The following is a 22,069-nucleotide window of genomic DNA, read 5'->3' as shown; positions in this document are numbered from 1 at the left end:
AATTCCTCCTAATATTTAATTATTTTCGGCGTTATCATCATGATAAGGTCGTCTTTTTCATAAGTATTATTTACTCCGTCGAATAAAAGTCCTAATACCGGAATATCGCTTAAGAGCGGAACTCCGTAATTCTGTTTATTTTTATTAGTCGTAATAATCCCGCCCATAATAACTGTATGATTATTACGAACTCTTATAATGTCGGACAACGTTTTCGACTGAATTATCGGCTCGTCGAAATTAGTACCGGATACGGTAAAATCGTTATATCCCGTAATATTGTTATCTAAAAAATTTATAACGACGGTTATCATGCCTTTTTTCTTATTTATATGCGGCGTAAAAGCGGTCGATAACCCTGCGGATACCTGCGCTATTACCGGATAAGTCTGAGACGACGTAAGACCTGTAGAAATGTTTTCTACCGTCTGAATATAATTAGATATCGAACTGCTGTTAATTACTCCCGTCTCACCGTTAGGAACTATCAAAGTGGGTTCGGACAATATATCTACCGTCCCCTGCGTTTTTAATGCCTCTAGTATTGCCGAATTAGTTCCGGCGCTATTAGCAAACTCGATAGAAGGAGCTCCCGAAGCGATACCCGCCCCAGAAGCAAGATTAGCGCCTATCGTAACGGCGGATAGTCCCGCCGGATTAGATTTAAAAGCGTTGCTAAAAACGGCGTTCCAATTAATGCCTACTTGCGTAGAATTATTTAAAGTAACGTCTAAAATCTGCACCTTAAGCCAAACGGCTTCCGCAAGATTTTTCCTTATCTTTTTAACCCATTTAGCCACTGCAAAAACGTTTGACGGTTTATCTTTAACGTAAACTATTCCCTGCATGGCATTTACGCCGAATACGCCTTTTTTGGACACCAACGGTTTTAACATCTGCGTTATATAATGAACGGCAGTTTTTGTAAGAGACATCGAACTCGTAATCTGCCCGCCGGGATTATTAGCCGTGCCGGTCTGGAGAGTCTGCTGACTGGAAACGGGAGAAGCGGAAGCAGCCTGTGTAGTCGCCGTATTTGCGGTACCGTTAACCCCGTTTTGTCCGTTCGTTAAATTATTATTATTGCTGACTCCTGTCGTAGCCTGAAAAGCGTTATCTATATTAAAAACCGGCAAATTAAAGGTCTCGGCTATTTCGCCGTAAACCTTAATCTGACCGTTCTTATATTTATAAACATAACCGTTATCTTTAATGACGGCATTTAATATCATATAAAGAGGTTTGTGGATGTAGTAATAACTGTTTTTGTTATTATTTATAAAACTTGAATGAATTATAATAATCGGTATTCCCGTTGCCCTTGTAAGTAAAGACAAAGCTTCATTAATAGTTAAATTTCCTTCTAAAGAAGTTTTTTGCCTTAAAGCTTCAGGAACTGGTTTTTTAATAATATGTAAAACCGGATTTATTATCGTAACCGTCCCGGCAAAAGCAGGAGAAACGCTAAATAAAATTAATAATAAAGTAATTAATATTTTTTTCATAAAACCCCCTTAATAAGAAATCTTTTTAAACTTGCCGTTATGCGAAAAAGTAGCATCGTTCGAGTTTGCCTTTAACAAGGTATAGCCGCAGGCGCTCTGACCGGCTTTTAAATATTTAGTGCTTTTACCGCACTCTGCTATCACGTAACCGCCTGAATATCCGCTTACGTTAAAACTGCTTCCGCTTGATAAACCTTGCATATTCTTAATTTTTGAAGCCATGCCCTTTAAATTGAAATTAGGCAAATTCTGATTAAAAGGTATAGCCGGAACATTAGGAACATTTGCGTTAGGAGGCATATTCGGTACTCCCTGCATATTAGTTTTTTTCGCCTTATGTTTATATTTAACGGTAAAAAGGTCGTTTAACGTATTATTGGCTTTTTTAACTTTGGAGGCAGCCTTACCTTTAACAGGTTGTGCGGTTTTATTTTTTATAGGTAAATCTGTTACTGAAGCATTACTCTCTACCGTACTTTTTAAAGAAGGATTAGATATTTTATTCTGTATTTTATTATTTAAAGTTTTATTAAACAAAAAACTCTGATTTACTGGAGGAGTTACTATTCTGCCCGTTACAGGTATAATAGGACGACTGCTCTTAAATAATAAAAAATATGCAGCCGCGCCTCCTATCAATACAATAACGGAAACGATCAATAATAATTTCTTATTGAACTTAATTTTATTTTTTCTCTTAGGTTTAATCCCTTCCGGTTCTCTTTGCCCGCGTTCTTCCTGACCTTCTTCGATTATATCGTTTATATCCATTTCAAACCCCCTTAAAACTATATAGATTAAAATTAATTACGGTACTTTTTTTACTCATTGTAAAATTAACGAATTTTATAGGAAACAAAACATACAATTTTTCCATTACGGTAAGCATCGGGACAAGCCCGTAATAACCTTTAAAACTTAATACGATATTTATCTTTTTAACCCCCGCAAACTTAGTCCGAGTTTCATAAGGGCTAAATCCTCCCAAACTAACCGGTTTAACTTGTACGCGCTTATTTATGACTTGAGGATTAGGGATAGTATGTATTACAGGTTTAGTCTGCATTAATTTATTAAGTTTAAGCTTTACCGAAAAGCCTTTACTTTTTAAATAATTTACGAACGACAAAAGCGTAAACATATATGTAGAAGTCTTTTGCTTTCGTAAAATAATTTTTACTTTCTTGATATTTTTTAATATAGAAATTTGCCTTTCATAATTTAAGGTCTTTCCCGCTAAAGCAGTATTTTCGGACTTAGTTAAATGATATACGCTCATTAAAGGCTTTGAAAACTTTGCATATATAAAAACGCTTAAAACTATTAAAAGCGCAGAGATTATTATTTTAATCATCTAATTTCTCCTTTAATTACAAAAGAAGCCTTTCCGCCGGCGGACACGACGTAATTTACCGCATCGCTATCCATTATTCTTTTTAGTTTGTTATAGCCTTTTACGAAATTTCTATAGCCGCCAAGAAATTCTCCCTTTATGTTAAAATTAGAATTAGTCGCATTAATAGAATTTATTTTTATATTTTTAACGTTGACTATCTTCAATAATGTCTTTTTTAAACTTATAGGCATATTTTTTCTCGTAAACGATAAAAACTTTTTTTCTATTTCAAAATTAAGCCTCTGTTTTAAAACTCCATTTTTTACAACCAGACTATTATTCATAACAGAAACAGAATTTACAGCATTTTTAATAGCAAAATAAACCACTAAATTTAAAATAAAGATAATAACCGCAAAAACCAAAATCATATTAAGTTTTTTATCTTTTTCTTTCTGAATTTTCTTTTTAATATCTTCAATTCTTCTAAATACCGGCGCTTGAAAATCTTGAGCATATTCGAGTATTTCCGTAGGACTTAAAACTGTAACGGGAGTATTTTTAAAAGCGGTTTTATAAAACTCATCGTTTATAACGACGATATCAAGCTTCAAATCTTTTTGAAGATACTTCTTATTGATAGAAGATAACGTCTCATTAAATAAAGACGCATTGCTTATTAAAAGCTCCTTGAATTCACCGTCTTTAATTAGAGAAACAATTACCACGTCTTTATCGCCGTCAATAAACAATATATTCCCAGATATATTTTTTTGTTCTAAAAATTTATTGACGAGAATCTGATATGGCGAAAGCAGGCAGTCTTTAAAATTGTCGATATCTTCGCCTTTATAATAATAAACAAACTCGTTGTCTATTATATAAGACTTATTCTTTACCCTTCTTGCTATTTTTTCGGCATTCTTCGGGTATCTTTTAATTTCGCTTCCGGTTACGTAAACTAGTCCGGATAGTCCCTCTACTCCTTGAGCGGATACGGTTCTCTCGCCGTTTTTAAGTTCAAATTTAATTCCGGACTGTTCTATATAAATTAGCGCCATACGCTCACCCTCTTAGTTTTTAAATTTACCGTTGTATTTTCCCCTCTCCCGCTAAACAATTTGGAGAGCAGGACCGCAAAATTATACCTGCCCTTTAAATTTACTTTTTTTGCCAAGTTTACGCCTTTAGTCGTAAAAACATAACCGGTATCGTTCGAGACGTCCTGCAGGACTTTCCACAAAGGCCTACCCTCGAAGTCCACCGTTAAAACCGGCAGACCGTTAGTCTTGCCGACTATGCGAGCAGAATAAGACTGTGGTTTGATGTAAATAATTTTAAGTTTCGGCAATTTAAACGCCGAAGCGTTTGCAGCCGTTAAAATTAAACTTAAAATCATAATCGCTATAGTTAATATTCTAAGCATTTTAAACTCCTTATAATCCATGCTTAACGCACCATGCAAAACCGAACAATTCAGAAATAGGCAGAGGAGGACAGGAACCGGCAGAAGACGGTTGAATTTTAGGAAATTTATCTGTTAATAAGCTCCTTGTGTAAACCCTGCCTTCTCTATTCGTATATGTTATTTGAGTTATAGGATAACCCCTAAAAGCCCTTTCGCATTCCCACGCGTCAAAACCTTCCGCAATTTGACTGTTATAACTAAACCATGCTGGTTGCTGTGTCTGATAGTAATTTAATGCGTTATTAATCCACCACTCGTAATAATCTTTATTATTCCATATTGGAATTATCGGTCCAAACCCCAACTCATCCGGAATCATGTATTGAATGTTCAATGAAGAAGCCTGGGCTATATCTAAATCCTCCGTATATTCCCAGGAATTATTTTCCCATACGTAATCGTAAACAGCGGAATATCCACCGGCCGTCATAGTATTTTTGTAAACAAATATGCCGTTATTGCTAATGACATTTACATTATCCAAATTCATATTAGAAGCGTTGCCGCTAAAATATTCATTGAAAATATTCTTATTAACAAAAGCGCTATAATAAGGATCGTAACCCTGTCCTGTTCTCCTGTTATAATAACGATAGCCGAGCGGGCGACTGAATGTGCAGACTCCGTTTTTATAAGATGCGGCGAAAGCGTGTTTTACCGCTAAAAATAATAATCCGCCTGCGGCCGCAAATATTAAAAGCCAGCCTATAAAAGAAAATAGTAATTTGACAAAATTTAAAGCCGGAGAAACAGGTTCCAGTTTCTTTTTTTTCTTCTTTTTAGTCATCTTGATATCTCCCTATAAAACGTAGCTATGTTTTTGATATATTGAAAAGTAGAACTCGGTACGCCGCCGTTTGGTCCGGCGTTATAACAAGCAAGGGCAAGCGCGACGTTTCCGCCTTTTAAATTTAAGCAATATCTCAAATAATATACGCCTCCTATCACGTTTTGAACAGGATCGTAAGGATTTACGCCTATACTTTCAGCAGTTGAAGGCATAAGCTGCATTAAACCTACTGCACCTTTAGGACTAACGGCGTTAATATTAAAATCGCTTTCTTCTCGCATAACGGACAAGATGAGGCCTGTCGGGATATTAAATTCCCTTGAAGACTCTACAACGGCATTTATTATTCTGTTGTGAGAATAGCCGTAAGCGGCGGTTTTTATAGTTAAAACCGATATGCTTATAATAAGCGTTATGAGAATTTTAGCCATAAAGTCATGCCCCTCTTATATTTTTGCGCAACCGTTAAATTTTCGATAACTTCATACTTTTTAATTTTAAATACCTTTCCTGCGTTAGAATATTTAAAATTTTCGCTTATCGTTTCTTCTCCTTTGTTATTTTTTAATAAGAGCGTTACAACTTCATAACCTTTGTCGAATTTTATTTTTTCAACATTTATGGTAATTTTTTTAATATTGAACAACTTATCGATATTAAACGTTCCTTTTCTAAATATTTGAATAAATAATTTACTGCCGATTGTTTTAATCTTATAAGCACCGCTCTGCTTATCTCCGTTTCTTTGCTCTTTGTTTTCGCGCATTTTTTTGACTTTATTTGCACTTAAATGTTTGATAACAGGAGATGGCTGATAATAATTTTTATCAGCCATCTCCTGTTTGGCAGGATGGGTTAAAATAGAATATTTTAAAGCAGGAATATCTAAATAATTAAACATAATCCTGTTTAATCTTAATGCCTGATTTAAACTTAAACCAGTCCCTGCCGCTCCAGTTGCATAATAAGAATTATACCCGCAGCCTGATAGTGCAGAAACCAAAAATATTAAAGACAACAGCGATATTATGATATTTTTTTTAGTTTTCATATTTGTACTCTAATAATGATTAATTTTCCTTTTAAATATAGATGTGCAGAAACATCATTCGCATTTTTATTATCGTAAACGATATATCCCTTATAGACTTCGCGCGGCATTAGTTTTAAATTTGAAACCGGATTTAATATTCTTACCTCTTTTTTAGATGAAGAACCGTACCATGACGAATTTGCATCGTAAAGATATAAATCATGAACTACGATATAATTGTTAGTGCTGTTCGAAACCATATATTTAATGTAATATTTGTTGCCTATTTTAGATTTATAAATAATGGTGAAAGATACATTATTTTTATTCGCCGAAGCGTTGATAGTCTTTTTATTTATCGATAATATTAATTTCTCGACATAGGCTTTATTCTTTGCCAATTTGTTTTTCATTGCAACAAGGCCTTGATATTTTGCCGAATACTTTTTTTGAAGCTTTGTCTTTAAAATATTAAGTTTATGCTCTAAATAATTCTTGTAAAATATACCATTTCCTGGTTTAGCCAAGTCTAAATTAAAGACAATATCTTTTTTAGATGTAATTTTAATTTCGATGTTAATCAATCCGTATTTGGTTGAAACTTCCATATTGGTTGAAACTTTTTTGTTATAAGCCTGAGCTTGGACGAAAATCTGCGGACCCAAGACCTTATATTGAAAGTCAGAAGGATTGCCGATAGTAACGAATAAAGGTATCACCGGCAATGTTACGACTGAAACGTAACCGTAAGCGACATTAAGCTTATAAACTACGTTCTTGTTAATAGTCAGCTTATGAACCTTCTTACGGCTGTAATAACTGTAGTGATTTAAATTAGAATATCCCATCGAGAAGGCATTTGCCGTCCAAAATGATATCGCTAATATAATCATAAATGCAATTTTTTTAAACATAATCGCTCCCTCTATTGTTTTTTAAATCGCTTGTAATATTTTATTGACAACCACGTCGACGGTTTTTATATCAGAACTGTAAGTCCATAGACTTGATTTAACGTTATAAATATCTTCTTTTTTAACCTCGTTGTCTCCCCTGAAAAAAGCGGAAACTTTAAGTATAGCTACTAAATCTCTAAACCTTCTGTCGCTCACGTGAACCTGCCTTACAAGTATTTCCTTTTTAATTGAAAAAAGAATATCAATTATTTCATCCGGTATACTAACTTTTTGAATATCTTCATAATCTTTTTCAAGTTCATCTAAAGTTAAAATTGCTTCCGGAGACGGAGCAAAGGGTTTATTTATGCGCATAAGTTTCTTAAAGTCGGATTCATCTCTTAAAGGCATAACTTCCTGCCTTAATAAGAACCTGTCGTAAAGCGCCAGCATAGATGTTCCCTCAGTTGCGTCCGGTTTTTCGTTAGACGTCGCGAAAACTGTTAATATCGGTATAACTTTTTTTTCAGGTACATATATTATTTTTTCGTTTAAAATCGCAAGAAGACTGTTTAACACAGACGGGTTTCCCTTAAAAAACTCGTCTATTAAGGCTATGTGGCAGTTGTCTATGCCTATGCCTCCCTGAACATTCATAGAAAGTAAATCCTTCAACTCTGTCGAAAAACTCATTTGATATTCAAAAAACTTAAAGCCTTCGACCGATTCCGAAAACGCTTTTAAAATATCGGTTTTTGCAAGCCCTGGCTCGCCTATCAAAAAAGCATTTTTCCTTGAATAAATAGCTAATAAAATCATATTTATCGTTTCGGTGCGCTGGACGTAGAAATCGTCCAGTTCTTTTTTGATTTTATTGATTTTTTCTAAACTCATTATTATTTCCCCGTAAGCGGTTTTAAAAACATTATTTTTATAGGCGTCTTGGCCGGTAAAGTAATGACTACCTGGTTTGCACTCTGCTGAGCGTTGTTGAGACTGTTCTGAGCATAAGATATTTCGTTTTGGGCTACGTTCTGACGTAAAGTATCTTGATAAGTATAAGCGCCGGTCGAATTAACTGCCGAACCGCCTCCGGCAAACATAGCTGCAGCGCCTAAAATTCCGGAACCTATACCCGCAAGAACGTTTTTAATTACGTGGTAATGGGCATTACCGGTAATTCCGGCCGAACCGTTTTCCATAACGGCAACAGCATTTACGCTTAAAGATTCCCCGTTTGTAGGATTTATTATCTGCGTAAACTTTATATCTAATCTTGATTTTGTATGGCCTGCAACCGACCCCATAAATTCATATCCTGCCGGTATGACGACCTTGCCTTTAAAACTGTAAGGAGCCGAAACTACCGCTATAACCGGCACGCTCGTATTGTAAGAGTAGAGTTTATATTTCGTATATGCCGAAACTACCGTGCCTTCAGGAACTAAAATATTTGTTCTTGCGCCGTTAGCGGTTTTTGCGTAAGGATTATATACGCCGTTTGCTCCTGGATATTTTAATGCGGCATTTGCTAATTGAACTGGGCTTTTATATCCTTCCGAAACTTTAATTTTTTGTAAATATTTCGGGTTTACAAATACCGAAATAGAATGAGAACCGGCTGCGCTGCTGACCGCACCTGCAGCATTTGAAGGATTAAAGCGCGTAACCCTTTGGTTTTTCAATTTGTTTTTTAAAACATTTATCTCGCCTGCTAAGTTTGAATAAGCGGCTTTACGATGTTTCTTTTTAGTCGGAGCAGTAATAAAATCTTTTGCGTTATAACGGACAGGTTTTTCTATTTTTTTATTATTTTTTTTAACTGTAATTTTTTTACTGTTCACAAAAAAACCTATAAACTTTGAAAAAATAAAAATCAAAAATATTGCTACAATTACTATAATCCAACCCCAATGCGAAGATTTTTCCGACTGAAGAGTTGCAAGCTGTTTTTCTAATGCAGTCCTGTCTTCATCCGTGAGATTAGGATTTTCGAGCTGTTTTTCTAATTCTTTAATTTTTTTGTCTTTAAATATCATAGTTTAGTTTCCGTAAAATTGACTACTTCAAGCCCAAACGGAAAATTCACAGACCTTTTTATTCTTTTCAGAATAATTCTGTCCATATAATTTTCAGTTTGCTCGATTTTGCTAGTTTGATTTGCAATGATATTAACTGTCAATATAGCCCTTAACACAATATGATGTTTAGTCTGGTTTCTAATCTCAAGTTTTTTAATTGTTAATTGAAACTGCACGTCAGCTGCGACGGCATTTTTAATGTATTTAGTCCTTTTTATAGTTAAATTTATATATTTTGCGTAAGAAGGGCTCATTTTGTTTAACGCCCTAGCGATCTGCGTTCTAACGGTGAAACTGTTAAATCCTACCATTTCTCTCAAGAATGATTTTGCAAAGTAATATATTTCGCCTTTCCCTGCCGGATGTTTAAAAGCGGTCATTTTAAGCACTTGTGCTTTACCGGCTTCATTAACCCTTATCACCAGAGGCACTCGGTTTATAGAGTAAGCGTAATATGATAAAGCCAGCGCCGATAATGCTACTAAAAACATCGCTCCCGCTAAAATCTTATAACCTAGATTTTCTAATTTCAAAGAACCCCATATTTCATTAAAAAGTCTTTTGTTGTCCATATTTATCCTCTATGCTTGTGCGTTTCTTTTAGTAGGAGCTCCAGGCGCTATTCCTCCGCCGGACGTACCGCCCTGTTCTTTTATTGTATTACTTGCTTCCTGCACTCCTTTTTTTAAACCTTCTTTAGTCATATCTGCAGGAACGGAAGCCCCTCCTGTGGCCATAGCTTTAGCGGCCATTTTAGCTTTTTCTTGGCTTTTACCGCTATTACTATCACTGCTATTGTTACGACCGGTAAGGCCTTTGATATGGTTTTGTAAATTAGCATGACTGCTGGCCGCATGTAGTCCAAAAATTTTATGTATTAATATCGGTCCGGCAAGCGGTAAAAAAGTCATTATTATAAGCAGAAGAACAGCTGTTAACGGCGATATTATTGAATTTGAATCGGCAAAATGATTGCCGACTATATAAGCAAATATAGTAAATTCAAGCGATATAAATATTCCCCAAAATGATACTTCTACGAACCATTTCGTCCAGTTTTGAAGTACTTTCATATTGCTGGCGTAGTCTCCTAAATTCACTCCTAAAATTATAGGAAAAACTGCATACAAAGTGCCTAAGAAAAATAACTGTACTAAATAAACGAGATAGATTATGATTAAATATAAAAAATATAATAAACTCAAAGCTATAGTTATTATTAATTCCCCAATCGATTTAATAAGATAACCTACGACCGCACCCACTGCAGCAGATGCCCACGACAAAGGATTCCAACTCCAACCGCCTGTTTTAGTATTATGTACCTCATTTGTAATAACCGTCGTCGTATGATGAATATTATGCAATAAGCCGACTATAACGGACGCCCCCATTATCCCATTTACGATGGAATTGTACACATTATTAACCACTGACAAATATTCATAAAATATATTTCCAGAACCTCCTGAATTATAACTCCAGGCATAAATAAACGATGCAGAGAGAATAAAAGAAAAAAATAAATGAAAGTAAGGTTTTGCCTGGCTCTCTAAACCAACTGAATATCTATAAAGATTCATATATAAATTGTAAATAAAACTGAATATTAATATTGCGTAGCCCAGTTTTTCCATAAACGGCGCTAGTTCAGCAGTTCCTGCTAATCCCGTAGTTCCCCATATGTCTGCAGGAACGGTTGAAATACCGTTAGGATTTTTGACAGTTTTTTTTAACCATGAAGAAAATGAACCGACAGAGCCATTTGCATCCGGCACTGCCTTTGCCGTTGTCGCCGGAACACACCCGCCATAACTAGTATCAACCTGACCGGCTGGACACACTCCTGCGTAGGCTTTACCCGCAAAAATCAAAACTAAAGATACAAACAATAATAAAAATAAAATAAGTTTTTTCATATCTTTTTCTAATATATGAAAGTGCTGGGCGGTTCCGGTAACTTTGAAACACCAGGAACAGTTGAATTATTTATTTTTTTAGCTGCTTTAGTCTGATTAGCAACAGCTATTTGTTTTGTTAGTTCTCCTGTTGCTTTAATCTGCTGAGCATTTTCTTCCGCTAGCATTTTTAAAAGTTCTACCTGCTGTAAATCATAAGAGCCGCTGATGTTTGAAACGTTTTTAGAAAAACCTGACCCCGTTGCAATCATTGAGTTGCCTGCCGCTATACCTTTTGTGCTGTCAACAAACAAATTATCGTTAAGTTGAGAATTCATTGCTCTTTTATAACTTTCAGTACATTGAGACGAGTTAGATACTATGCCTGCCGCTATTTCGTCCTGACATAAATTGCTTGCAGGAGATATAGCAACTGAACCGGCAAGACCGTTTTCGCTTATATATTGAAAATTACTCGCGCCCGAAAGTAACGCTGATTGATTTAAAGAACTGCCAGCTAAAGCCGAGGAAATACCGTTTCCAGAAATTCCAGCCTGACCGCCTAAATCCGAATATGTACCCTGGAGTTCCGCAATATTATTATTAATCGAATCGTCCGTGCATTGTTCCGCCGCAACGGACCCCATAACGCCCTGTCCTCCGCTGCAGTTATTAAGCGTTATTCCCTGCGATAATAAAGAATCTTTTGCGTTAGTTATATCGCCTTCTGCGTTATAAACGTCAGTTACGGCGTTAGTAGCGGCGTTAATAGACGACTGAACCTTAGACAAAGCAACTTGAAGTTTAGCTAAAGACTGCATTGCTTTTCCCATATTCATTAACGATTTAAATTTTCCAGATAAAAACTGGTTTACACTTGTGGCTAGGCCGAACGGACCTACAGGCGGCAGTACCATTCCTATCGTGTTTCCTGCTTGTACCAAAGCGTTCCCTGCATCTGCCAAAGAACTGGCAGCATTTACAACTCCTGAAATTGAGGGTACTGCTAATGCATAAGCTCTTCTAGTGTTTGCAAGCGATAGAGATAAATACATAGAAAGAGTCATTATTACTATAAAAACTGAAATTTTTTTAAATTTTTTTAGCATAATAATTAGCCTCACTTATTTGCTAAAGTTTTATTGATTTGATTTTGTTGTGAAATGTTGGAATTAGGTACCTGACTACAATTTGCTCCGTAGGCACAACCTGTTTTTGGATTTACCCCCATCATATTATCCATAGGTTTTTGTAATGCCATGCATCCCGTAAACCCTAAAATCGGAATTAATAATAATCCTAACAATAATAATTTTTTCATATTTTCACCCTCCTTATACCCCGTAAGGTCCGTGCGGATAACGTTCAGCTAGTATTTCTAAACGTTCTTTTAAAGACTTTTCGGGGTATTCTTGATTAATTTTATTTTCTACAAGCCAATCTTCGTTTGATTTGCAATAAAGCCAATATTCAAAAGAAGATGGTTCGTTTCTTATTACAGTAGAGTTTTCTCCGAATTTTATAAAATATTCGGAGAAATAACCTTTTTCGGTCTGTAAATTATTGACGGTAGCTATTTCTTTATCGTTAAGACCGCAAGCCGCTAAATCGTCAATTGTGACATTGTCGATATCGAGATGTAGAAAAATTTTAATACCTGAATTCGCAATAATATCCCTGCCTACCTGCGTTTTTAAGAGATCGCTCGGCTGCTGCGAAATAGAATACATCGCAACATCCCATTTTGCAGATGTTTTATATAAAAAAGAAATAAGTTTGCCTATTTCCGGATCATCCAAGAATTGATGGCATTCGTCGTAAAACATTATTACTTTTCGGCTTCTGTCATACATTTTTTTAAAAGTTAAATTTTTTATTATCGCAAAGATAAGTTTAGATAATTCCGGATAGTCTTTAATTTTTTGCAAATCGAAAACATTTATACGGTTAGATAAATCAATAGTCCCTTTTCTGTTTATAAGATTGAGATAAGGGCTCGTAATGTCAGTCCACCTAAACATATTCTTGCCGAACAGAAGGGCTCTTTGTTTATCCGTAACGTCTCTTCCTTCTTTGTAATTAAAAAGCACGTTGTTTACGTCTGAAAATGTAGGATTCTCGTCTAAAGTCATAGCGTCGTATGCCGAAGATATTGACCTTAAAATTATAGTATAGTCGTTAGGCTCCGGCACTCCGTTAGGCAGAACCATCATAGCTACAATATGCGATAAGAAATTTAAAATTTCAGGGTTATAATCGCCTGAGGGAAGCACAATATCTTTTTTAAATGGAAAAGGGTTTAGATTGTACTCTCCTTCAAGTTCTATATCTATATAATTTCCGTTAAATAATCTCGTAAATTTCTCGTATGTGCCCCCGATATCGACTCCTACGATATCAATATCATCCGAAGACAACAAACAATGCGTCAAAAAACCGTTCATCATAAAACCTTTACCAGACCTCGTTTTGCCGAAAATATTAGCATGTTTTGCCGGCAGCAAATTATTAAAAAGGTCTAAAGAAACCGGCTCAAGCCTGCTATTCAACAGCGCTATAGGCGCATTAGAAGTTCCTGTAAAGCCCTGATGTAGCGGAAAAAAACAACCGGCTTCTTTAGACGAAACCGTCTTTTTTCTAAAATTTAAATGCTGCGTCCCTGGTAAATATGATAAAAATATATTCAAGTATTCTAATTGGTCGTCTATAACTTCCATATTAGAAAAATATTTACATCCCTGTATGATGGTTTCGGCATCTTTTTTTATATCGTCTTCGACTCTAAAGGAAAGTGAAACATCCACAAATTTTTTACTGCTTTTAGCAACCGATTTTAATAAATTTTCGATAACTTCTGTTTCCGTTAAACCTTTATAATCGTCATAATCGCCTATGGTAGCTTCAGACATGCTTCTTTTTACGTTTGCATCGGTTCTTATATCTTTATATTTACGTTCCTGCTCTGGAATAAAAAAACTTACGGCAACGGTATAATTAAAAAAATAATATTTAGCGGCAAAATTTAAAAGCTGCGTTATTCCAAACGTATTAATACCTTTCGGAGCCTTATGCATATTTATCAATTTATAATTCTTCTGCCCTACGCTTAGTGAGTTCTTAGAAACATAAACAGGTGAATATGATAAAAGAGACCGCAGCGTATAATTTTTATCTTCCTCGTCATAAGACGGCGGGTCTATATTACGACCAGGATTTAATTCTTTAAAAAGATAATCAAAAATCTCTTTATCTTTAAGCCTTGCAATTTTTATTCCGAAACTCGACGATAAAAACGATAGATTTCTTGAGAAATTAGTTAATTTTTCAATAGATTTGTCATGGTTTATTATTGCGTTAGGGCGGTTTTTAAAAAGACTTCCAGCTTTTGCAAACCAGCTTGTTTGCAACGCTACATCTAAATCAAAAGATTTTACCGTAGCGTATAAATAAATATCTACCTTTCTTATTATGCGAGATTTTAAATCTTCGATTTTTTTATCTTTTATAAATTTAAAATCATGCGGAGGCTTAGATGAACTGCGATAATTTTCAATAAAATCCGGATCGGTATCCTTTATTTTATAGATAAAAGTTAAAATAAAATCCTCCGGCAGAAGAGATAAAAATAAATCGCAAATATCGGCTACCCTGTTAAGCGCATTATCGGTCTTTAAATAATAATCAAAGCCCGTAATCCTATAAATAGCAGAATGAGAGCCATCTATCGAAATTACTGAATCTTTTTCGATATTCAGTAAATTCAAAAGGTTATAAGCAGCTTCCGTCTTATCTTTAAAGTTATAATTTAAAGCCGATGTTATCATTTTTTTTCTCGAATTTATAAGGCACGTAATATATTTTGCTGCGCCAGTAATAAAGTATTAAACTTTTTATGTATTGGTCAGGTTTTCCGATTTTATAAACCTTTAAACCGACCACAAGCAAAGCTAAAGAAAGCAAATCGTAAATCATTTGAAAACCGGCGTGAAAAAGCTCGAACTCTACAATTGCTACGCCTAAAACTAAAAGCCACTCATAAAGCGAAAGGCCGAACTTTAAGACTTTATTTGAGATATCGTAAACAGGATACTCGTTTAACATTTTTAAACACCATTACCATTTACAATTCCGATTATTGCATTTACTATTGTCGGAGCTATCATTATGCCTGCGCCTGCAACGCCCGTTATAAAAGCTTTCCTTGCAGCTTCAGGCCTATGAAATTTAATATCATATAAACCCTTTACAATACCTAATACAGTCGTTGCCGGTGCTAATCTGTAGCAGACCCAAGTAATTGCAGTGTTTAATATGCCTGTAGCGCCAGTATTAATGCTTCCAACATTTGTACTTGGATTAATCGGCTGAATGTAAGCGTGGGCTGTTGCGGTAAAAGCAAAATAAGAACTTATACCGACAATTAGAAGCGATAAAATCGAAAATAACTTATCGTGGTTTAAATAAAATAAAATTAGTCTGTTCATAACGCCTCCTAATGCTTTAGGTTAATTTTTCTATCGTAACAAGACTTGCAGACGAAAATCTTTTTAGGTTTTTTCGATGTCTCGTCGGTTTGGAATAGTTCTAAGATTTCGTCCTCTTTGAAATAATTTTTACATTCAGAACATTGGTAAATTTTTTTAGGCATTTTCTACCTCCCATAAATTGTTTTAAGTACGTTAATTATTTTTTTATCGTATTTGACCATTTTATATGCCATAACGCCTACTTTTTTTGATAGCACTAAACTCTTATCTATCGGACACAACAAAAGCATTTCTTTTGAAACATTTAACCAGTTTTTTTTATGTTTAAGATAAAATTTAGTTAAGTTTAATCTATACTTTATAACTTTATTTTTTAAGTCTTTTTTATGCATAATTAAGCTGATTTGATATTCATAATTTATAATAGCTACAGGCTGATTTAAGAATTCATAATAATCAATCGCAAGAACGCCGCAGGCTATTATAAATCCTGCGAATATTGCGATTAAATATACTTTAAATCTGCAAAGTTTATTCATAATTATAGAAATTTAGTCAAAATATTATATACAACGCATAAAATAGAAACTGCCGTTATTGAAAGAGCCAAAAACATAACGCTAAAACTGTCAAACTTGCCTACCTTATAGCTATAAGATTTATACAACTTATTATCAAATTTCTTTACAGGTATTCCTGCAGAAGTTGGCGCGTCTTCAAGAATATGCATAAATACGCCAAACAAAAAACAGGATACTGAAAAAATCAGTAATGGGAAAAAACCTAAGTAGTTAAGATATAACCTACTTACAAATAATAAAATAGCGAGCGGGATAAATATCGCTATATAAAATTTATAATAATGCATGATACCCCTGTGCCCTTTAATATTTATAAAACCTTCCGGCGACGAACCTGGTCCGAATATTAAAATATCGTAATCCGGAAAATGAGCGCCTATTAATGTTGAAAAAAATCCAACACTAAAATATTCAAGTGTGGTAACCTTATCATATTGAGCAGCAAAGCTAAATACCGCCGAATATATAGAAACTGATGTTAATCTATGCTCCCACGCTTTCATTATCAATTCCTCTTTTTTTTATTAAGTGCGAGGAGTTTATCTGCTTTAAGTTTGCCGTTCGTTATTTTTTCTATTTTTTCTGCGACCGCTTGTGAGATATTATTTTTGCCGTCGATATAATTAAATAAGTGCGTGCCGGAAATTCCTATTTGCTTTGCGAAACTTTTAATTGGTATGTTAATAGAATAACAGTAGGTTCTGATTATATGATTATTAAAGCCCATTGCGACTCCTTTAAATTAAATTTTTAGTTGATTTATTTGCTGCCTATTTATATAAATACAACTAATATGTTCTATTGTCAAGAAAAAAATTACTATTTTTTTTATGTGATATTTTTATTTTTAATTTATTAACATAAATTAACATAATTATTTCAATAAATTATCAATAAATGGCGTATGAAAGACAAAGATAGAATGGATCTATATAAATTTATAGGTTCAAAAATCAAACAGAAACGAAAAGAATTAAAAATTTCCCAGGAAAAATTGGGCGAAATGATAGGGATAGATTATCATTTAATACAAAGATATGAAAAAGGCATTAATAAAATCCCATTAGATAAATTAATAGAAATTTCAAAATGTTTAAATACGCAATTAGAGTATTTTTACAAAGATTTAGAAGAAGAACAACACAATGCAGTTAATTACCCTTTACATCCCGAACTTGAGAAAGAAATTACGATGTTAAAGGATATATATAATTATAACGACGAGAATCTTATATATATAGCTAAAACCAATATCGAGTTGGCTTACGGTCTGTTAAAAAAAGAGAGGAGAATTAAAAAAAATGCAGGAAATCTTAAAAAGAAGATGGCTTAGAGGTTATTATATAACAAAGTAAAAATAAAAACTATCAATTTTAAAATTTATTATTGGAGAAAACTATGAATAAATTGTACTATCCTGTTCTTAAAAACAAAAGAACTTCTTTTATTGCACTCAGAGATTTAAAAGAGGATACTAAAACAAAAATATTACCAATTTTCGAAATTATTCCTGAAGAAGAAATTAATCCGAAAAAAATAGTTTCTAATTTAAAATTATATTTACCGGAAAAAATGAAGATAATGCTTGATTTTATGTATTTAGATAATGAGTATAACAATATTGGAGATATAATTTCTGAAACCATGAACTATTGCGTGGAAGAAAATATTAATGCTATTCCTATGACAGGCATTGGACGTTCAGAAGAATACGCAAATGCTATAAACTCAATTATGAAGAGTTTGAATATCGACGACCTTGCAATCCGAATTCCGTTAGCTTTAATTACTCCAGATATTAATATTTCGGATGTTCTTAATATAATGATAGCAAATATGGAATTAAGCACGGATAAGTTGCGTTTGTTTTTAGATATGGAAGATATCGATAATAATGTATATTTTTATGCTGCCGAAAATGTTTTATCCCAGATAGCTGACTTTCGGTACAAAACTATTGGCGTACTAGCCGGAGCTTTTCCATCTTCGGAAAAGTTAAAAAATTTAAGAGGAGACTCCGTGGAAGTTGAAAGATTTGATTATACAATATGGAATTTTTTAAAAAATAAGCCGTTTTTTAAAAACTTGGCTTATGGCGATTATACCATTAGGGATGTTGATTTGCCGTATAATGGATTCTCTAAGCATATAGTGCCGATACTTCGCTATACAAAAGCTGACCATTACTATATATGGAGGGGTTTTTCATCGATAAACCACGAAAGGGGAATGCATCAATTTAACGACGCTTGCGCGATACTTTGTCAAGAATCGTTTTTCAGGGGTAAAGATTTTAGCGCTGGCGATCGCATGATATTTGAGAAAGCAAGCGATTTAAATTCTTCAGCCGGAAATCAAGCGACCTGGGCACAGATTGGGATAAACCAGCACATCGAGTTTGTGGTTTATCAGCTCGCCAATTCGACCTATTTTTAAGTTTAAATCTTACGAATTCTTGAATTTTTTCTAAAGGAATATTATCGGCTATTTTTTCCCATATAATGTCTATGGTTTTATTGGATAGCCCTTTGGATAATTCATATAAGGATAGTAATTCTAATGCTTCGCTTTTCCATAATAATTGGGAAACTGAATAAGCATTAATTGATTTATTTCTTTTTGGATTGCGAATAATAGATTTTTTCATTCCATATTTATCGCCGGTTACCTCGAGAACGCCCCACCATTCAGGAACAAGATTTAATATTTTATTTGTATGTATTTTCCCGCAAATAATCGTAATTCTATCAAACACTTTGCAGTATAGTTCTATTTGGTTCGGCAAACGGCGCAGGGTGTCGCTATCGCTCTTTATTTCATAGCCCATAATGCTTCCATTAATTACAGCTACATCGATTCTGACATTTCCGCGGCATACATTAAATTCGTTTATTATTTTAGTATCGGAATCGTTTAGATATTCTCTAAGAATTATGGAGTTTAAAAAATTTCTTATATCAACATCTTTTGTTTTCATATAGAATTAATCGTATTTATACTGGATATCTTTAGAGCAATATTAAAATATAATACTGCATTAATTGCAAGAGTTTTTTTGATTTAGTTCTCACGGTGTAGTTGGCTGGGGTCATATGTCTGATATTAAATTTTTAATATAAGGTTTTACTATTGGGCTATTTTTTAATGCGGATACAATTCTTTTTTTTAAATCTGTGGGAATATCTCTTAATTTTATTTCAAAGTCATTTTCCCAATTAATAATTTTATTATTTTCAAAAAACTCTTGTTTTCGATTAAAAATGGGCTGGTTACAATCTATTATGGTATCATTTTTATATATAAATGAGAAATCTTTAGGCTCTATCGAAATAATAGAATTAAGGGCTTTTTTATTCGTTCTGCTGTAATAATCTATTTTATTGTTTAACTGAGATGTTACCAAAACAAATAAAAGGTAATCGTCTTCTTTTAGCGGAATCGATATATGATAGTGCAATGGGGCACTCAGGTCGTGTGCGGCATCTTTAAAATGACAAACGCAAAATCCAGAAAGTGATGTAATTATAATACTTGGCGGAAATTTCATTTTCAAGCATAAGATGTATTGGATTTAAGTATCTTCCTTGATTCGTCTATATGCTCGTCTGGCATTTTTATGGGATCGTCATCCCCTAGTACTGATAAAAATTCCTCGGTTCTTAAATGTATTCTTTTTGTAACGCCGTTTTTAAGTAAATCCTCATATTGAGCCCATTCCGGATATTTATGCGTATATTCGCTTAACTCGAATGATTCTTTATCTCCAAAAGTTTTAATAATGAAATCCAGAGCCTCAATATCGGTTTCAGAAAGCATATCTAAAGAAATATCAACGTTTTTAGCTCTATAGTCATAGGTTCCGGTCTTTTCTATTAATTTATTAAGATATTCAAACTCGTTCTTTGAAATATTAGTAGGATAGTCGAAACTTAATATATCTTTTACCGTCGTGCCTACGGGACCATATTCCATAGCATAATAATCATCGTTTAAAATTGTTCTGCCGTAACGGATTAGATGATACTTATCGGCGAGATATAATAATTTGATAAGTTTTAACTTATCGCATGTTCCAGTATTTTTAAGAATATAAAATAAAGATTGAGTAATTGTTGTGCTAATAATCATAATGAAACCATTTTAATTGTTTTTATTTATTATATCATATAAAATATCGTAAAATAAATAACAATTCTTTAATCAACTTATCAATTTTACTTTACCGCCTTTTATTAAAGTCGAAATTTTCGACCTTAGAGCTTTCCACTCCTCGTTTTTAAGTTCGATGATATAATCTTTTGGAAATTTATTTGGATTATTTTTAACCGCCTCATTTATCCTTTTGGTTTCAACGCCGGTTACATCCATGCCGTCGTCGTTAACAAAATACCATATCGCCTATAACCTCGACCGCCTTTTCTAAGATATTTTTCTGTTCGGAAGGTGCGGCGAAAACTTAACTTTTTCAAGGTGGTGGAAATTTTCCACAACCTCGTTTTTTCTTCCTCGGTTAATTCAAATATATAACCACGGGAATTTATCTGAATTGTTTTTGACCGCTTTATTGATATCTCTTGTCTTAACTCCGCATAGCGCGGCCCTTTCGCTATCAAGGATAACTTTTTCTCTTCTGATGTCGATTATTTTGTCCTGAACGGTTTCGAGTTTTATAATATCCATATTTATTGTATATAATTAGTTCCTATCTTGAAGAATTTTTATAAAATTATCTACGGCATAATCTAAATTATCTTTAACAGTATTTTCCCATTTGATTTTTTTAAATAAAAAAATAGCTGGAATGACATAAATAGTGGATAAAATAAGCAAAAACGGTTTAAGCCACCACGGTTGCAAATATGTCCAGTATAAATATTTTTTATATCTTAAATTTTCTAACAGATATTCACGAATAGCTGGATTATATGTAGCTATTAAATATTTGTCTTGTTCAGGAAACCCTCCAAAGATAACCCATATATTATGCCCTTTTCTAGCAGATATAACATCTCTTAACTCTAATTCATTTCCATTGCTATATTTAACAAAATAACGCTGTCTTTCGATAATATTGCTGCTGATGGTAGGAGCTGAAACATGGCCGCCATGTTCCGGATGAACATAACCGCCGCCACCGCTGGAACTTATATGTGTTTCTGTCCAAATCTGCGGCTCGCTCACGACTTCAGCTTTATATGCTAAAAAAATAAATTTATCTCCAAAATGACTGTGAGGTAGAGAGATTGATTTGGAAATTACCCCATTTCCATTATCAATGATTTCGTTATTTAATTCAACTTGTTGAGAAGTTGCGCTAAACCGGTTCTTTTTAATTATAAAAATAACCCCTAAAATCATTAGAATTACTATAATTAATGGTAATGGTAACAACAGTAATCCAAACATATATATTTTATTACCTCAATTTTATTTATGAATTGCCAGTATCTTTTAAAGCCAATTTTGCCGAGTTGCATCTTGTTTGATGTTTCTTATAATAAGTAGGATTAGAACTGCATATTTTATATTCCTTTTCAGCTTGCTTAATATTGAATTCATAATTTGTTACTTCCTGACTGTTTAAATGCTGATCTTCGGAAAACGAAGACATCATAGAACAACCGGTAGCACTTATAATCGGAATCAACAATAGTCCAAATAACAATAATTTCTTCATACTTCCTCCTAGTTTATTCAAATTATAATTATGAAACATATAATTTTTTTATTATATCATTAAATTTTATAATATTTATATTTATTTTATACAACTATTTTTCAAAAAGTTCAATATTAATATGGGGAATACCAACTAACTATAGGCTTTTTATATGCCATTGCAAAACATATATATATATAATTTTTATTAATTGTCTGCTAAAAAATAGCTTGCGCTTGGCCCGTTTTAAGAATAACGCAATAAACCCTTAAGAGTTCCTCTTCAACATTACAAGTACAAATTTATAAAAATACTACATTAAAAAAATAGTAATT

The 22,069-nt window shown here is 33.6% G+C and carries 28 protein-coding genes and 1 pseudogene; 2 read left to right on the top strand and 27 right to left on the bottom strand.

The window, feature by feature from the left end; all coding sequences use genetic code 11:
• Window positions 1–8: 8 nt before the first annotated feature.
• The 21 genes from EVJ46_06365 to EVJ46_06265 all read right to left on the bottom strand — a co-directional run bounded on the left by EVJ46_06365 (window position 9) and on the right by EVJ46_06265 (window position 16,802).
• Entirely contained in the window at window positions 9–1,505 is a 1,497-nt protein-coding gene (locus EVJ46_06365) for a hypothetical protein (GenBank protein ID RZD16628.1), read from the bottom strand.
• A gap of 9 nt (window positions 1,506–1,514) precedes the next feature.
• Window positions 1,515–2,276, bottom strand: coding sequence for a hypothetical protein (locus tag EVJ46_06360; GenBank protein ID RZD16627.1), 762 nt, complete (start codon window positions 2,274–2,276; stop codon window positions 1,515–1,517).
• Window position 2,277: 1 nt separating this feature from the next.
• A complete protein-coding gene (locus tag EVJ46_06355) occupies window positions 2,278–2,859 on the bottom strand; it encodes a hypothetical protein (GenBank protein RZD16626.1) in 582 nt (193 codons plus the stop codon).
• Window positions 2,856–3,902, bottom strand: a complete 1,047-nt coding sequence (locus EVJ46_06350; GenBank protein RZD16625.1) for a hypothetical protein — start codon at window positions 3,900–3,902, stop codon at window positions 2,856–2,858. The genes EVJ46_06355 and EVJ46_06350 overlap by 4 nt, the downstream gene beginning before the upstream one ends.
• A complete protein-coding gene (locus EVJ46_06345; protein RZD16624.1) occupies window positions 3,893–4,267 on the bottom strand; it encodes a hypothetical protein in 375 nt (124 codons plus the stop codon). The genes EVJ46_06350 and EVJ46_06345 overlap by 10 nt, the downstream gene beginning before the upstream one ends.
• A 10-nt stretch (window positions 4,268–4,277) precedes the next feature.
• Window positions 4,278–5,096 (bottom strand): hypothetical protein, encoded by an 819-nt coding sequence (locus EVJ46_06340; protein RZD16623.1) that lies wholly within the window; start codon window positions 5,094–5,096, stop codon window positions 4,278–4,280.
• Window positions 5,093–5,530, bottom strand: coding sequence for a lytic transglycosylase domain-containing protein (locus tag EVJ46_06335; GenBank protein RZD16622.1), 438 nt, complete (start codon window positions 5,528–5,530; stop codon window positions 5,093–5,095). Before EVJ46_06335 ends, EVJ46_06340 begins: the two co-directional genes overlap by 4 nt.
• The gene (locus tag EVJ46_06330) at window positions 5,512–6,150 is read right to left on the bottom strand and encodes a hypothetical protein (protein RZD16621.1); all 639 of its coding nucleotides are present in this window, start codon (window positions 6,148–6,150) and stop codon (window positions 5,512–5,514) included. The genes EVJ46_06335 and EVJ46_06330 overlap by 19 nt, the downstream gene beginning before the upstream one ends.
• Window positions 6,147–7,046 carry a hypothetical protein gene (locus tag EVJ46_06325; protein ID RZD16620.1) on the bottom strand — a complete coding sequence of 300 codons (900 nt, stop codon included), beginning with the start codon at window positions 7,044–7,046 and terminating at the stop codon, window positions 6,147–6,149. The genes EVJ46_06330 and EVJ46_06325 overlap by 4 nt, the downstream gene beginning before the upstream one ends.
• A gap of 21 nt (window positions 7,047–7,067) precedes the next feature.
• Window positions 7,068–7,922, bottom strand: a complete 855-nt coding sequence (locus EVJ46_06320) for a MoxR family ATPase (protein ID RZD16619.1) — start codon at window positions 7,920–7,922, stop codon at window positions 7,068–7,070.
• A gap of 2 nt (window positions 7,923–7,924) precedes the next feature.
• Entirely contained in the window at window positions 7,925–9,067 is a 1,143-nt protein-coding gene (locus tag EVJ46_06315; GenBank protein RZD16618.1) for a hypothetical protein, read from the bottom strand.
• The gene (locus tag EVJ46_06310) at window positions 9,064–9,681 is read right to left on the bottom strand and encodes a hypothetical protein (GenBank protein RZD16617.1); all 618 of its coding nucleotides are present in this window, start codon (window positions 9,679–9,681) and stop codon (window positions 9,064–9,066) included. Before EVJ46_06310 ends, EVJ46_06315 begins: the two co-directional genes overlap by 4 nt.
• A gap of 9 nt (window positions 9,682–9,690) precedes the next feature.
• On the bottom strand, window positions 9,691–11,028 hold the full coding sequence (locus EVJ46_06305; protein RZD16616.1) for a hypothetical protein: 1,338 nt from the start codon (window positions 11,026–11,028) through the stop codon (window positions 9,691–9,693).
• 8 nt (window positions 11,029–11,036) lie between these two features.
• Complete coding sequence (locus EVJ46_06300; protein ID RZD16615.1) at window positions 11,037–12,116, bottom strand: hypothetical protein; 1,080 nt, start codon at window positions 12,114–12,116, stop codon at window positions 11,037–11,039.
• 11 nt (window positions 12,117–12,127) lie between these two features.
• Entirely contained in the window at window positions 12,128–12,328 is a 201-nt protein-coding gene (locus tag EVJ46_06295; GenBank protein RZD16614.1) for a hypothetical protein, read from the bottom strand.
• 13 nt (window positions 12,329–12,341) lie between these two features.
• Complete coding sequence (locus tag EVJ46_06290; protein RZD16613.1) at window positions 12,342–14,831, bottom strand: hypothetical protein; 2,490 nt, start codon at window positions 14,829–14,831, stop codon at window positions 12,342–12,344.
• Complete coding sequence (locus EVJ46_06285; protein ID RZD16612.1) at window positions 14,806–15,108, bottom strand: hypothetical protein; 303 nt, start codon at window positions 15,106–15,108, stop codon at window positions 14,806–14,808. The genes EVJ46_06290 and EVJ46_06285 overlap by 26 nt, the downstream gene beginning before the upstream one ends.
• Before the next feature lie 2 nt (window positions 15,109–15,110).
• On the bottom strand, window positions 15,111–15,491 hold the full coding sequence (locus tag EVJ46_06280) for a hypothetical protein (GenBank protein RZD16611.1): 381 nt from the start codon (window positions 15,489–15,491) through the stop codon (window positions 15,111–15,113).
• Between the two features lie 167 nt (window positions 15,492–15,658).
• On the bottom strand, window positions 15,659–16,033 hold the full coding sequence (locus EVJ46_06275) for a hypothetical protein (GenBank protein RZD16610.1): 375 nt from the start codon (window positions 16,031–16,033) through the stop codon (window positions 15,659–15,661).
• Window positions 16,034–16,035: 2 nt separating this feature from the next.
• Window positions 16,036–16,578 carry a metal-dependent hydrolase gene (locus EVJ46_06270; protein RZD16609.1) on the bottom strand — a complete coding sequence of 181 codons (543 nt, stop codon included), beginning with the start codon at window positions 16,576–16,578 and terminating at the stop codon, window positions 16,036–16,038.
• Window positions 16,579–16,580: 2 nt separating this feature from the next.
• The gene (locus EVJ46_06265) at window positions 16,581–16,802 is read right to left on the bottom strand and encodes an XRE family transcriptional regulator (protein RZD16608.1); all 222 of its coding nucleotides are present in this window, start codon (window positions 16,800–16,802) and stop codon (window positions 16,581–16,583) included.
• 177 nt (window positions 16,803–16,979) lie between these two features.
• Between EVJ46_06265 and EVJ46_06260 the strand changes: the two genes are divergently transcribed.
• Together EVJ46_06260 and EVJ46_06255 are read left to right on the top strand one after the other, a co-directional pair.
• The gene (locus EVJ46_06260) at window positions 16,980–17,408 is read left to right on the top strand and encodes an XRE family transcriptional regulator (GenBank protein ID RZD16607.1); all 429 of its coding nucleotides are present in this window, start codon (window positions 16,980–16,982) and stop codon (window positions 17,406–17,408) included.
• Between the two features lie 65 nt (window positions 17,409–17,473).
• The gene (locus EVJ46_06255; protein ID RZD16606.1) at window positions 17,474–18,511 is read left to right on the top strand and encodes a hypothetical protein; all 1,038 of its coding nucleotides are present in this window, start codon (window positions 17,474–17,476) and stop codon (window positions 18,509–18,511) included.
• 652 nt (window positions 18,512–19,163) lie between these two features.
• Here EVJ46_06255 and EVJ46_06250 read toward each other — a convergent pair.
• From EVJ46_06250 to EVJ46_06225, 6 genes and pseudogenes are all read right to left on the bottom strand, one after another.
• Complete coding sequence (locus EVJ46_06250) at window positions 19,164–19,622, bottom strand: hypothetical protein (protein RZD16605.1); 459 nt, start codon at window positions 19,620–19,622, stop codon at window positions 19,164–19,166.
• Between the two features lie 2 nt (window positions 19,623–19,624).
• A complete protein-coding gene (locus EVJ46_06245) occupies window positions 19,625–20,203 on the bottom strand; it encodes a DUF4065 domain-containing protein (protein RZD16604.1) in 579 nt (192 codons plus the stop codon).
• A gap of 72 nt (window positions 20,204–20,275) precedes the next feature.
• Window positions 20,276–20,443: an ORF6N domain-containing protein gene (locus EVJ46_06240; protein RZD16603.1), complete on the bottom strand. Its 168-nt coding sequence runs from the start codon at window positions 20,441–20,443 to the stop codon at window positions 20,276–20,278.
• Window positions 20,434–20,755: pseudogene (locus EVJ46_06235) on the bottom strand (ORF6N domain-containing protein). The gene EVJ46_06240 and the pseudogene EVJ46_06235 overlap by 10 nt, the downstream one beginning before the upstream one ends.
• A gap of 15 nt (window positions 20,756–20,770) precedes the next feature.
• On the bottom strand, window positions 20,771–21,481 hold the full coding sequence (locus EVJ46_06230) for a hypothetical protein (protein RZD16602.1): 711 nt from the start codon (window positions 21,479–21,481) through the stop codon (window positions 20,771–20,773).
• Window positions 21,482–21,506: 25 nt separating this feature from the next.
• Window positions 21,507–21,752, bottom strand: coding sequence for a hypothetical protein (locus EVJ46_06225; protein RZD16601.1), 246 nt, complete (start codon window positions 21,750–21,752; stop codon window positions 21,507–21,509).
• Window positions 21,753–22,069 lie beyond the last annotated feature (317 nt).

Origin of the sequence: Candidatus Acididesulfobacter guangdongensis, from assembly GCA_004195045.1 — a bacterium.
Classification (GTDB): Bacteria; SZUA-79; SZUA-79; order Acidulodesulfobacterales; family Acidulodesulfobacteraceae; genus Acididesulfobacter; species Acididesulfobacter guangdongensis.
Note: the sequence above shows the minus strand (reverse complement) of the source record. Positions and strands in the feature narration are given on the sequence as shown.